Below are 12,646 nucleotides of genomic sequence, written 5' to 3' on the forward strand. Positions count from 1 at the left end.
GCACCTCCCCCAATATCGCCAACGCGATGTTGGGGGAGGTGGGAGGGGGTTCGTTTCACCACAATTCAAGTTTCGGTTCAAAGCTTCAGGATCGTCAAAGAACTTTGAGAAAACCACCTACCCCGCCATTCATTCTGGCGGTGGAGTTTTGCAACACGCTCTGCGAAGCGGATCGGGTAAAATAAACGCACTATGATTAAATTGAGTCGTTGTTCAGGAGAGTTACCAGGCATGAGTATCGAACCCGGATTGAAAGCAGAAATCACCATAACCGTTCAGGAAAGCGATACCGCCCGCTTTTCAGCCGGTGAAGGTTTCCCGCCGGTGTTGAGCACACCGCGCTTAATCGGCTATTTGGAAAGGACGGCTCATCAAGCCCTGCTGCCCCATCTGAAAGAAAATCAGGGCAGTGTGGGCAGTTGTGTTAATGTCCGTCATCTGGCCGCCACACCGGTTGGGATGCAGGTGCGTTTCTGTGCGGAGTTGATGGAAGTGGACGGCCGCCGGCTGCGCTTTAAAGTTGAAGCGTGGGACGAGGTTGAAAAAATAGCCGAAGGCGAACACGAACGTTTTATGATTGACCGCAGTCGTTTCGACGAACGGCTCGCGGAAAAAACGCTGCGCATCCGCAAGTGAACCCTGCCCGCTTCAGGGCACAGCAAGCCGCAGGATGCCCTGACCACTGACGCTGACCAGCAGGCTGCCCTGTCCGTCAAACCAGACCCCGCGAATACCCTCCACCTCCTGGCCGGTTGGCTGCGCCTGCCAGGTAATGCCCCCATCGCGACTCAACCAGACCTGTGAGGGAGTGGCGGCTGCAATCCAATCGCTGCTCAGGGGATGAACTGCAACCGACACCACCGCCTGACCATTCAAGCCAGCAACTTGCCATTCTGCGCCTGGTTGTTGCACAAAAATACCATCGCTTGTCCCGGCCAGCAACACACCGCCGGGTTCCCGGAGCAAGGCAAACACGCTGATTCCAGCCGGCAAGTCGTCTTTTACTACCATTTCGCCCTCAGTCGTCAGCGCGGCATATCCCAAAAATTCCAGGAATGCGGCCTGCCCGTTGGAAGCAACTTCAGTTTCACCTGTTTCCATTTCAAAACCGGGCCGCGGCGGAAGTTGCACCTGCCCGCTGACCGTTGCAAGATTGGCAAGACGGGTAACTTCCGCCTCCGCCAGATCAATTGCCTGCCAGACACCCTCCCCGCCGCTGTTTGCCGCCAGCCATCCATCGGGGGCCAGCGCAAGCAATCGGCCTGGGTGGCGAGCATCCCAGTCAAGGCTGTAAACCGTCCTCGATTCCATTCCCGTGTTGTACTCCTCCCAATGGATGCCCCCATCCGGCGAACGAAAAACACCCCGTCCCTGCACAGCAGCAAACCAGACCTGAGGCAAAAGCGGGTCAATCAACAGATCCGTTACGGTGGTATTGAGCAAACCCTGATTGCGCGCCGTCCAGGTTTTACCGCCATCGGTGGAACGGAATACACCATAATCCACCGTGCCGGCCAGCACTTCATTGCCGTTGAATGGATTCACCGCCACCGTGTAGATAGAATACGGCTGCAAACCGGATTTGACCCATATCTCACCGCCGTTGTCACTGCGCGCCACCCCGCGCTCGCTATCCGAGAAATTCATCATAAAGGTAGCCGCCAGCAGTTGATTTGGGTTGCGCGGATTGACCGTCAGGTCATAGATTTTTGAACCGCTTAATCCGTTGGATTGCAAGAACCAGTCATCCCCGCCGTTGAGCGTTTTGTACTCGCCGCTGCGATGCCACACTCCCAGATAGGCAATTCTGCCGCGCGGGTCAAAAGCCACCGCCCGCCCGGAAAGATCAGTAACGCCATTGCTGGCGGGCTGCCACGAACCGCCAAAATCCAGGCTGCGGTAGGCTCCGTGTTCATGGCTGGCTGCCAGCACCCGCTGCGGATTTTGCGGATCAACCGCCAGCGAATAAACCCAGTCCTGAACTGCGCTGCCGCCAATGTTTTGCAACACGGCCTGCCAGTTTTGTCCGCCGTCCGTGCTGCGATAGACCACTCCGCCCCAGGGTGATTCACTGCGGTTGACGGGCCGCACCGAAGCATAGACACGCTCAGGCTGTTGAGGATCCACCGCCAGCCCATACACAATTGCCCCGTTCATCATCCCCTGACCGATGTTGTACCAGTTCCAACCGCCGTCAACGGTTTTATAAACGCCGCCGCCATAGGTGCCGGCATACACGACATCGGCATGCTGCGGATCAACAGCCAGCCGTTGGATGTACAAATTCCCCAGCCCGCTGCTCCTTCGCCGCCACGAAAGCCCACCGTCATAACTGACAAACACACCCGCACCCCACGTACCCAGATAGACGCGGTCTTCCACCCGGCGGTCATAAGCAATGGTCACCACATCTGCACTTTCCGGACCCAGCCAGACTTCTTCCTCCATTCGGCTGATCAACGGCAAGAAGATGCGGCCGGGTTCTTCCATGGCAGTTTGGGCCTGTATTGGACGGATAAGATGCACGCATCCCAACCAGAATACCAGCATCAACCAGATGATGCACTTTTTCAGCATGGCATGATCCTCAGAATCTCAATCTTTCCACCTTTGAATTCGTTGCAATTTTCAAGCCGACTGGCGAGACTGCCCATGAATTTGTTTCTCCCCGGTTCAGGATGATGACCGGCGCATCTTTTCGTTATTTGGCAAAACCCTGTAATTGCGTTTCGAGAAATCCGCATTCTCCCAAAAACAGGATATACTCGAACCAACACCAATTTTTAGATCGGAATTTACCTTGAACCGTACGTTTGCACATTTTATAGATAATTTCATCGAGGTCACACTCGGCTCGTTGCGCCTGCTGGCAGCCAGTCCCCAATTCCACAGCAACGTTTGGGAAACAGCCCCGACCGAACCACAAGACCCCAGCGTATTCTACTCGATCCCGCCGACTCCGCCGGAGCTGCAGTTTGACTCCGTCCACCGCTGGCTGGACGGGAGAACCCATGCCCGCTTTCGCTTTCCCAGTTTCTTCCAATCCCCCCAACCGGAGAACAACATCGTTCATGGTATGGCCGACCTGCAAAGCGAGGGCGAATCCAGCGCAGCCCTGATTTTGCTGCACGGCTACCAGATGAACACCTTTGCCCCGCTCAAATGGTTTGCCGAACCGGCGGCACGCGCCGGGTTGGATGTTTACTACCTTGCCCTGCCCTATCACATGCAGCGCGCCCCGCGCGGCAGCTGGAGCGGCCAGTATGGATTGAGCGCGGATGTGCAGCGCACCATCCAATCTTTCCGGCAGGGGGTTTTGGATTTGCGGGCAATGATCAGCTGGGTGACGCAGGTGCAGAAAAAACCGGTTGCCATTGGCGGCCTGAGTCTGGGAGCGTTTACTTCATTAATGGCTGGTGTGGTGGATGACCGCCCCTTCGCTCTGGTTTCACTGTTGGGCGGGGCTTCACTGGCCAACATCATCTTCGCCGGTTTTTCCTTTCGGTTAATCCGCAAAGAATTGCAGGAAGCCGGGGTGTATCCGGTGGATCTCGAAAAATGGTGGTACATGCTCTCGCCGGGTAACTTCAAACCCGCCCTGCCACGCGAGGCGGTGTTGCTGGTTGGCGGCGAGCACGACCCGATTATCACCCCCAAAAATGTGCGCAAACTGTGGCAGGCCTGGCAAAAACCGCGTCTGTTGTGGTTCCCCTGCGGGCATGCCAGCGTTGCCTTTTACGCCCGCCCGATTGGTGAACGGGTGGCGGACTTTTTGCTCAACCGGCTGGATGCTTTGGAGCATACCAACTTAGCCGCTGCCGACAGCCCGTCCTTTATGCAGCAGACTCAAACCAGCACAAAATTAGCCGAATAATAATTTTCCCCTTGCCTTGACCGGCAAGGGGAAAGATGTATCCATCCTTTCCGCCGATTCAGCCTTTGCCAAACATCTTGCGGATGGTCTGCTTTACGGCATGCTGTTTCTGCCGCCACGTGCCGATCACACCATAGGGCAGGAAGATGACCAGGGCAATGAAAATCAGACCGAATACCAGCGGCCAGCGTGGGCCGAACCACTGGTAGAAAAACTGACCGACAATCTGCATCAGACCGGCGCCTAAAATCGGCCCAATCAGCGTGCCGATTCCGCCCAGGATGGTCATGATCAGCGCGTTGATGGTCATAATTGCTCCGGTCATGGTCGGTGTTGCGGACATATTCCACAAGGAAAAGAGTGCGCCCGCCAGACCGGCAATGATGGCAGCCGTCACAAAAGCGATGGAACGAAAGACCACCGGATTGAAGCCGATCATGCGCACCCGCGATTCGTTTTCGCGAATGGCAACAAATACCCGTCCGGCCGGCGAATCCACAATCCGCCGCATGATCAAATACATGAGCAGCGCAAACCCCAGCGCTATAAAGTAAAACAGCAATCGGTTCTGGGTCGGGTTAATCCAGGCCGGCACCGGCACACCGTGTAAACCCTCATCCGCGCCCGTCCAGCGCACGAAATCGGTTGCCTTGGAAAGGATGTGCAGCGACTCGGCCATTGCCAGCGAGATCATGGCAAAGTAAACACCCCGCACGCGTGCCGAAGCAGCGCTGAACAACAGCCCCAACAGAGTCACCACCAGCACCACCAGCAGGATTCCGACCATGAAGAGGAGCACTTCAGTGATATTTGCCCCACCGGGCAGGGTGATGCGGTAACGGCTGGAGATGGACGGCATGGCGTGGGTCAACCACAAGGCCATGGTATAGGCGCCCCCGCCAAAAAAGGCGGCATGACCAAAAGAAAGGATGCCCGTGTAACCGATCAGCAGGTCATAGCTCATGGCATATACTGCCATGATGAAGAAAGTGATCATCAGTCCCTGCCAGAAGCGACTGGGGCCGTCCGTTACGGATGTGCCGCTGAACCACGCAAACAGGAAAGGAAAGCCAGCCAGCAGCAGCAAGACCAGCACACCAACCCATTCCTGACGCAGGCGGTTGAACAGCGATGTCCGTTGAAAAGATACCGGTTGGGTTTCAGCTTTGCTCGTTTGCATGGGCTACTCCTTTCTCCCGAACAGGCCGGCCGGGCGCACCAGCAGCACAATTGCCATGATGATCACGGTCGAGGCTTCGGCAATTGCCGGAGAAAGACTGTACTTCAAAGCCAGATAATCCCCAAAGGCACGCGCCAGCCCGAGCAGCAGCGCGCCGATAGCTGCGCCGCCGTAACTGCCCATGCCGCCAATCACCACCACGATGAAGGCCTGCAGTTGGAAGGCATCTCCCATATTGGGCTGCACCGGGATGAAGGGTGCCGCGCCAATCCCGCCCAGTGCTGCCAAACCAGCCCCGAGCATGAACACCAGCGTGAACACTCGCTGGACGTTGATGCCCAACGCTTCCACCATTTGACGATCCTGCACCCCCGCCCGAATGACCATGCCGAGGCGGGTGTAGTTCATCAGCAGGGCTAAGGCGACCAGCATCAGCACCCCCAGCAGGATGATGAAAAGACGATAACTGGGAAAAGTAACACCCAGCACGTCCACGGTTACCGAGCTGGTGCGGAACCACTCGAAGATGTTTTCAGCCTTGCCGGGCTGTGAAAAGAGCGGCGGGCGGCTCATCTGATAAGCCAACGGCTGCCACAGCAATTGAATGACTTCACGCAGCACATACGCCAGTCCCAGCGTAACAATCACCTGATAAATGGGGCGAACATACAAAGGCCGAATCAGGGTAATTTCAATCGCTCCGCCAATCCCCGCGCCCAACAACGCCCCCACCAGCAGGGCAGCAAAGAAACGCAGGTTGGCATCCCACATCAGTACGGCCCGCGGGGCAGCCTCACGGTAAAGGGTGGCAAGGATGGTAATCACAACCATCACCGCGCTGCCAATCAGCGCACGCCGCACCTGATCAGGATGAACCGTACGGGTTTTGTCACCCGGCCGGGAGGTCGCCACCGCCAGCAGCGCACCGGCAATGAACATCCCCGCCGTCCGCAGCCAGAAGATGCTCAAGGCCTCCTGCGGGCTGGCTTCAGCCAGCGGGTCGGCAGCCGTCATGGCCGCCACCATAGCGGTCTTGGCCAGATCGAGGATATCCAACCCGCGAGCGGCGAAAAACACAACCAGAATTCCCGCCAGCCCCAGCAAGCCCGGCAACGATTTTTGCACGGCTTCGGGCAATTCAACTTTACCAAACAGCCAAACAAACAGAGGCGCCAGCAGCAACCCCGCCAGCAGCGCCAGAATCAGCGGAGCCAGCCCGAACAAAAACGTGGGGTTTGTAAAGAACTGCCAGCCCAGATAAGCCCCCAGCATGAACATCGCGCCATGGGCGAAATTGAGCACATCCATCAGCCCAAAGATGAGCGTCAGGCCGGCCGCAACCATAAAAAACAACGCACCCAGCGTCAGCCCGGAAAGGGTGGTACGCACAAACGCGGTTTGTCCCATGCTGGTATAACCGACAACTCCCAGCACAGCCAGAATCAGCACCACCCCAAGCAGAGCAGCATTATCCCGCCAAAAATTTCGCTGTATCATCCAGCACCTCCGCTGCGCATGGCCGTTCCCAGCATCCGGTGAATCAATTCTTTATCCTGCACCAAATCGGCCATCTTTCCCTGATGTACTGTTTTTCCGTCGTCCAAAATGTAATAATTTTCCGCCAGCTGACTGGCCATGATGAAGTTCTGCTCCACCAGCAAAACGGTGGTAGTCGCGCTCAGGCTGCGGATGGCTTCCATCATTTGTTCAATCAAAATTGGAGCAAGACCTTCGCTGGGTTCGTCAATTAACAACAATTTGTTATCGGCTACCAGTGCGCGTGCCACCGCCAGCATTTGCTGCTGCCCGCCGGAAAGATGATTGCCGGGCAAACGGTAAAGCCGCTTCAAGTCCGGGAAAAGATTGAAAATAAAATCCGCTTTGCGATCCAGATCGCCTTTTTTCCGCTCGGCGATTTTCAGGTTTTCTGCCACGCTCAAATTGCGGAAAATTGCGCGGTGTTCGGGAACATAGCCAATCCCCATTGCTGCGATTTCATAAGCGGGTTTACCTTGAATTTCCACCCCATCGAAACGCACCACTCCCTCCCTTGGCGGGGTCAGGCCTAAAATGGACTTGAGCGTGGTGGTTTTTCCGGCACCGTTGCGCCCCAGCAGCACCGTAATACTGCCGCGTGGCACCTGCAGCGAAACCCCTTCCAGAATATGAAACTGACCGATGAAGGTGTGGATGGATTCCACTTCCAGAATATTCTCGCTATCCATCTTTACCCTCCAGATCGGCGGTAAGGTCGCCGTACAACTCACCCAGGTAGGCACTCTGCACGGTTTGATTGCGAGCAATTTCCTGCGGGGTGCCTTCCGCCAGAATCTGCCCCTGATGCATCACCGTAATACGGTCTGAAATGCTCATCACCATGTCCATACGGTGTTCAACCAGCACAATGGTCTTGTCGCCATCCGCCATGATAGAATGAATGACCTCCAGCAGTGCCGGCACCTGTTCGGAGGACATGCCGGCGGTCGGTTCATCCAGCAGCAGCAATTGCGGGTCACCCGCCAGCATGATGCCCAGTTCCAGTTTACGTTTGTCGCCATGCGGCAGGTTGAGGGCAAGGTCAAATTCGCGGCCCTGCAAGCCAACCCGTTGCACCACAGCCAATGCTTTTTCCTCATACTGCCGGAAACTGCGTGCCGGCCGCAGCAAGCGGAAATTATCCTTTCCCAATGCCTGGGCAGCCAGGCGGATATTTTCCAAAACGGTCAGATGCGGAAAGATGTTGGTAATTTGGAACGAACGCCCAATACCCAGATGAGCAATGCGATGCGGCGGAAGGTTGGTGATATCCCGTCCGCGGTAAAACACCTGCCCGCGGGTGGGACGCATCATCCCGCTCAACAGATTGAAAAGGGTCGTTTTGCCCGCTCCATTCGGCCCAATGATGGAATGCAGCGTCCGCTCGCGGATCTGGATATTGACATCATCCACGGCGACCAACCCGCCAAATTCCTTGCGTAAATTTCTGGCTTCGAGGAGGATCTCCCCTTCAACGGTCATGGAAGGTCCCTTTCACGAATAAGGATAGAAGTTGGATGGGTTTGGTGACAGCCGCACTTCAACCGGCGGCTGTCACCCATTGATTGAAAGTGGGTTCTTCAGCCCGTCTCAGGGCAGTCAAACCCCAAACCCGCACTTTACGGACGCGGCAGGTTGCCGCAGCGCGATTCGTATTCGCCGGTCAACGTGCAGGGCACGGCCAGCTCATCGTACTTGGTCACATAGACTGTTTCAAAGAATTTGTAGGTTGGACGGCCCTTGTCATCCAGCGGCGGGTTGATGTCCACCAGTTTGAGGATGTTCATCGGCTGCAGGCAGACATGGTCCTCCGGGCGGATGTAGTAGGTGCCTTTCGGCCCTTCAAATTTTAACCCTTCCAGCGCCGGAATCATGGCATCTCCCGAAGCATCCCCGCCGGTTTTTTCCAGAGCAGCCGCCAGCGCCAATGCCGAGGCCATTCCGCCGGCAGTGAACAAATCGGGCGGTTCATTGTATTTTTCAAGGTGCTTTTCGGTCAGCCACTTATTAATTTCGGTATTGGCGGCGGTGTAATGATAGACATTCAAACCAATTTGCCCAACCGCGGCACCGTAAACCGCCGCGAAAGAGGCGTTATCGCCAAAGCCGGTGGCCACCTGCATTTCATCCAGTGCGCCAAGGTCAGCCAGCTGCTGGAAAAGGGTGACATAGCCGGTGCCGGCCCAGGTCAGGAACAGGCAGTCCGCGCCCGAATCCATTGCCTGCTGGATGTAGGGGGTGAAGTCGGTCGTTTCAAACGGCGCGTAGATATCGGCAACCACCTCGCCGCCGTATTGACCAACAGCGTAAGCCAGGGCTGCACCCGAACCGCGCCCAAAGGCATTATCAATGCCAATGTGGGCAAACTTGGTGCCAACATTTTCGACCAGGTACTTGGCAATCACCAGCACATCATCGTAGTTGGTGCGTGAAGTGCGGAAAACATACGGGTTGAAATACTGACCGGTGATAAACGCCGAAGCGGCCGGGTCAACCATCAGGATGATTTTGTTTTCCAGCGCAACCGTGGTCAGTGCGGCTGCCGAAGCCGAGCTGGACGGGCCCTGAATAATCTCAACACCGTCTTTTTCGATCAGTTCGCGCGCCAGTTGAACGGCTTTTTCGGGGTTGCCTTCGTCATCTCGCACCAGCACTTCCACCGGGCGGTTGGCGATGATGTAGCGGCCGGCTTCATCCTTCTTACCGCCGGAGGCATATTCCAACCCCAGTTCAAACCCGCGGGTTTGCTGCAAACCGTACAACGCCAGCGCACCGGATAGCTGTCCGATTTGCCCAATCTTCAGCACCGGACCCAGTTCCACCACCGGTTCTTCGGTTTGCACCGGTTCGGGTGCTTTGGTCGGAGCCTGGGTGGGAGGCGCCTGGGTAGGGGCGGGCGGTTGGGTTGGTTCAACGGTGGGAGTTACCTGCTGCACACAGGCACCCAGCACCAGAGATGCCAGGATCAGCACGGTCAAAATGGTTAACAACCTTTTCATTTTCTTCTCCTTCGGATCAATTGAAATGGAAAGTTTTTAGACTACACAGAGGGTCAGTAGAACCTGTTTATTCTGCTCAACCTTTCTATCCCTGTTCACCTCCTTATGCGCCAGAATAATGATCTGGCCAGTCTGATGGATATATTTTTCAAACATCCATTACCTGCCCTTGAATCTGCCGCAGAAAACCCAGAATTAGGGCATTGAAGATGGTCGGTTTTTTCAGTGGCAGTGCTTATCCATATCCCGTTGGAAAGCACCAGCACCTCACCAGCCGCCGCTCCACGCAGTTCATGATACAGGTCAACCCGATTGACCCATACTGTGCTCATTTTCACTGCGCCTCAAAACCCAAGACGGTGGCTTTATTTTCACCCTCGCCGCGTTCGACAAAAACCGCCCGCAGCGGTGTTCCAATACGGATGTCTTCTGGACGATTCACATCTACTCCGAAAATCTGTGCCGGGATGCGTTCGCCTTCTTCTAACTCTACCACACCCACACAGTAGGGATTTTTGCGGTCATAACCGGCTGCCAGCATGGCGCTTGGTGCAACATATACCACCGTAAACGCTGCCAGTTTTCCCATGCCGCTAAATTCATACGCTTCCAATTCGTTCTTTTGACAATTGGGGCACCAGATGCGCGGAGGGAGAAAAACACGTCCGCAGGCTTTACAGCGCGAGCCAACCAGACGTTTTTCAGCAAGATGTTTGGCAAACTGATGGGTATATACTTCGCTCTCGCTCATCCTGTCATCTCCGCTCAAAGATGTTCACCACGCAGGTTTGACCGGTACCGCCCACATTGTGGGTCAATCCAATCGCCGGGCTGCCGGGAATCTGCCGTTCACCCGCTTCACCCCGCAGTTGATGCCAGATTTCAACCACCTGCCCGACACCCGAGGCACCTACCGGATGGCCTTTGGATTTCAGTCCGCCGGAGGAGTTAATGGGGCGCGTTCCTTTCAAGGAAGTTACCCCATCCTCGGCTGCTTTCCAACCCTCACCCGGCGCAAAGAAGCCCAAATCTTCGCTGGCAATGATTTCCGCAATTGTAAAGCAGTCATGCACCTCGACAGCCCCCACATCCTGCGGGGTAATGTTTGCCATCTCATACGCCTGCTGAGCAGCCCGGCGCGCAGCCGGCAGAGAGGTCAGCGTGGCCCTGTCATGGGTAGCGGCATCACTGGCCTGCCCGCTGCCGATGATGTAAAGTGGAGCATCGCTGAACTGACGGGCAATCTCCTCGCTCACCAGCAGCACCACTGCTGCCCCATCTGAAATGGGTGAGCAATCGTACAGGCGCAGCGGCCAGGCAATGTAGGGGTTGGCACGCGGATCGCGCAGGAATTCAAATTCGTCGTTCCATTCCGGTACCGGTAATCCTTTTCGGGCCGCGCTGGCTTTGCGGGCTTCCATAATCTCACGAATGCGCTGCCCAAACTGAGCCTTGGGATTCAAAGCGCCATGCTCATGATTTTTGTAACCCACCTGCAAAAATACCTGCGGGTCGGCGCCATATTCATGCAGGTAGGCAGTTGCCATGGCAGCATAAAGCGCCGGGAAGGTAAAACCCACTGCGGCTTCATAGACCACATCCGAGGCGGTCGCCAGCGTATCGGTCACCTTTTCGGTGGGCAGTTCACTCATCTTTTCCACCCCGCCTACCATGACCACATCATACAAACCGGAAGCCACTGCCAGCATCCCCTGCCGTAAAGCTGCCGAACCGCTGGCACACGCATCCTCCACCCGGGTTGCCGGGCGGGGCGAAAGTCCCACCCAATCCGTCATCAGTGGAGCCATGTGCGCCTGTCCTTCGAACAGATCCGCTGAATAGTTGGCAATGTAAACGGCTTCAATGTCCCGCGGGTCAAAACCGCGGTCAACCGAAGCCAGCATCTCACGATAGGCCTCAACAAAGAGATCGCGGGTTGCCATGCCGTTGTAGCAGCCAAACTTGCTCATGCCAGCGCCAATGACTGCTACACCTCGCCCAAGTTTCCTTTTTGTCATCAATCCATCTCCCTTCAGGCTCTCTTTAAGAACTGGTGGAACAAAGCGTTAAACACATCCGGTTTTTCAATGTGCGGGCTGTGGGCTGTATTTTCGATGACATGCTCCTCGAATGAACCGCCGGCGGCAGTGTACTTTTCCAGTACGGCGCGGGTTTGCTGCAGCATTGGCTGGGGTGGAGCAACCTCATCGCCGGGCCAACCGGGCACATAACCCAGCTTGCCCAAATTGGCAATATCAAAGAAAGAGGTATCGGAAACGATCAGGTCATGGCTGCCGCGCATCCACAGCACGGGCGGTTTGGGTTGAGCAGCCAGCAGGTCAGGCACATCCTGTTTGAGGTATTTCAACGACCAGCAGTTAACCGGTCCATGCACCCCCGGCGCCACAAACGGCCAGTTGGGTGAGGGGACGAAATCTCCCGGATATCGGTCCGGGCCGGTTTTTTCCATTAAGGAAGCCGTGAGGAAATCTTCTTCCCGTGCGGCACGGAAAGGTGGTACATAGTAAAAAGCATTGATGATGTTGCGCGGCGAGTTGGGATCATCGCTGCCGCGATCCTGTGCCTGAATGCGTTTGACAAACTCCTGATTGACCACCCCGCCGCCTGAACCGGCATGATCCTCGAACAGCGGCGTACCCTCTGCTCCTTTGGTCCCGCCAAACCCAAAGGGAGAAACCGGACAAATCAATGTCGCACTGAGAACACGGGCAGGAAAATCGCCAATAAAGCGATAAATGATGCCCGCTCCCATTGACCATCCGACCAGATGCGCCTTTTCCACACCCATAACGTCCATCAAAGCAGCCAGATCATCCGACCAATCGCGGTAACCGCGCGTGGAATCGATCAGCACATCTTCGGTCCAGCCGTAGCCGCGTAAATCGGGGGCAATTGCCCGAAAACCAGGCGGGAGAGCCAGCATGGTTTCCTCCCAGTAAAGGGCAGCCGAAAAATTGCCGTGCAGGAAGATCACCGGCACACCAGCCGGGTCTCCACTGGTCAACACGTGCATTTTCAAACGCGGGGTCTGAATCA

At 56.1% G+C, this 12,646-nt stretch carries 12 protein-coding genes; 3 read left to right on the top strand and 9 right to left on the bottom strand.

Annotated elements, in window-relative coordinates; translation table 11 throughout:
* The coding region (locus ACWIZX_RS07765) for a hypothetical protein (protein ID WP_448335362.1) at positions 1–185 on the top strand (185 nt) is incomplete at its 5' end.
* Between the two features lie 46 nt (positions 186–231).
* Positions 232–636 (top strand): thioesterase family protein, encoded by a 405-nt coding sequence (locus ACWIZX_RS07770; protein WP_322794244.1) that lies wholly within the window; start codon positions 232–234, stop codon positions 634–636.
* A 12-nt stretch (positions 637–648) separates the two neighbouring features.
* On the opposite strand, the gene ACWIZX_RS07775 is transcribed toward ACWIZX_RS07770, so the two are convergent.
* Complete coding sequence (locus ACWIZX_RS07775; RefSeq protein ID WP_448335363.1) at positions 649–2,577, bottom strand: WD40/YVTN/BNR-like repeat-containing protein; 1,929 nt, start codon at positions 2,575–2,577, stop codon at positions 649–651.
* A gap of 223 nt (positions 2,578–2,800) precedes the next feature.
* Here ACWIZX_RS07775 and ACWIZX_RS07780 point away from each other — a divergent pair, with 223 nt between their 5' ends.
* Entirely contained in the window at positions 2,801–3,874 is a 1,074-nt protein-coding gene (locus ACWIZX_RS07780; protein WP_448335364.1) for an alpha/beta hydrolase family protein, read from the top strand.
* 58 nt (positions 3,875–3,932) lie between these two features.
* On the opposite strand, the gene ACWIZX_RS07785 is transcribed toward ACWIZX_RS07780, so the two are convergent.
* The 8 genes from ACWIZX_RS07785 to ACWIZX_RS07820 all read right to left on the bottom strand — a co-directional run bounded on the left by ACWIZX_RS07785 (position 3,933) and on the right by ACWIZX_RS07820 (position 12,644).
* A complete protein-coding gene (locus ACWIZX_RS07785; RefSeq protein WP_448335365.1) occupies positions 3,933–5,054 on the bottom strand; it encodes a branched-chain amino acid ABC transporter permease in 1,122 nt (373 codons plus the stop codon).
* A gap of 3 nt (positions 5,055–5,057) precedes the next feature.
* A complete protein-coding gene (locus tag ACWIZX_RS07790; protein WP_448335366.1) occupies positions 5,058–6,551 on the bottom strand; it encodes a branched-chain amino acid ABC transporter permease in 1,494 nt (497 codons plus the stop codon).
* Entirely contained in the window at positions 6,548–7,279 is a 732-nt protein-coding gene (locus tag ACWIZX_RS07795) for an ABC transporter ATP-binding protein (RefSeq protein ID WP_448335367.1), read from the bottom strand. Before ACWIZX_RS07795 ends, ACWIZX_RS07790 begins: the two co-directional genes overlap by 4 nt.
* The gene (locus ACWIZX_RS07800; protein ID WP_322794238.1) at positions 7,272–8,072 is read right to left on the bottom strand and encodes an ABC transporter ATP-binding protein; all 801 of its coding nucleotides are present in this window, start codon (positions 8,070–8,072) and stop codon (positions 7,272–7,274) included. Before ACWIZX_RS07800 ends, ACWIZX_RS07795 begins: the two co-directional genes overlap by 8 nt.
* 137 nt (positions 8,073–8,209) lie before the next feature.
* Positions 8,210–9,589, bottom strand: a complete 1,380-nt coding sequence (locus ACWIZX_RS07805) for a substrate-binding domain-containing protein (RefSeq protein WP_322794237.1) — start codon at positions 9,587–9,589, stop codon at positions 8,210–8,212.
* A 334-nt stretch (positions 9,590–9,923) separates the two neighbouring features.
* On the bottom strand, positions 9,924–10,340 hold the full coding sequence (locus ACWIZX_RS07810; protein WP_322794235.1) for a Zn-ribbon domain-containing OB-fold protein: 417 nt from the start codon (positions 10,338–10,340) through the stop codon (positions 9,924–9,926).
* 4 nt (positions 10,341–10,344) lie between these two features.
* Positions 10,345–11,607, bottom strand: coding sequence for a thiolase C-terminal domain-containing protein (locus ACWIZX_RS07815; protein WP_322794234.1), 1,263 nt, complete (start codon positions 11,605–11,607; stop codon positions 10,345–10,347).
* Between the two features lie 14 nt (positions 11,608–11,621).
* Positions 11,622–12,644: an alpha/beta fold hydrolase gene (locus ACWIZX_RS07820; protein WP_448335368.1), complete on the bottom strand. Its 1,023-nt coding sequence runs from the start codon at positions 12,642–12,644 to the stop codon at positions 11,622–11,624.
* Positions 12,645–12,646 lie beyond the last annotated feature (2 nt).

This window comes from Bellilinea sp. (assembly GCF_053501535.1).